The organism is Micrococcus sp. GbtcB5, assembly GCF_019091605.1.
GTDB lineage: Bacteria > Actinomycetota > Actinomycetes > Actinomycetales > Micrococcaceae > Micrococcus > Micrococcus luteus.
On sequence record NZ_JAGXJK010000246.1, the window covers coordinates 1 to 260 of the forward strand.

Annotated in this window: 1 protein-coding gene; it reads left to right on the top strand. The window is 58.1% G+C overall.

The genetic code is table 11. From position 1 onward, the window contains the following. Window positions 1-17: 17 nt before the first annotated feature. On the top strand, window positions 18-260 hold a 243-nt coding region (locus KVS67_RS12225; RefSeq protein WP_217565469.1), incomplete at its 3' end, for a hypothetical protein.

Here is a 260-nt window from a genome sequence, read left to right on the forward strand (position 1 = left end):
AGCCGGGGGAGATTAACGTGAAGGAGCTCATTGCCCGCCGTGACGCTGAAGAACTGAACCGAGGCCAGCGCGCTTTTCTGTCCCTTCTCCACCTGGCTAGCGTCGAGCCGGAGGACTTCATCTCACCCGAGAGTGATGAGCACCTTATTCGAGACGTCGAGAACGCATCCAACGGGATCACTGAGGAAGTCTTCACCTACTGGTCACAGAACACGAACCTGCGTGTCCAGTTGCGCGTTGGAAGTTCAACAGCCCCGCCC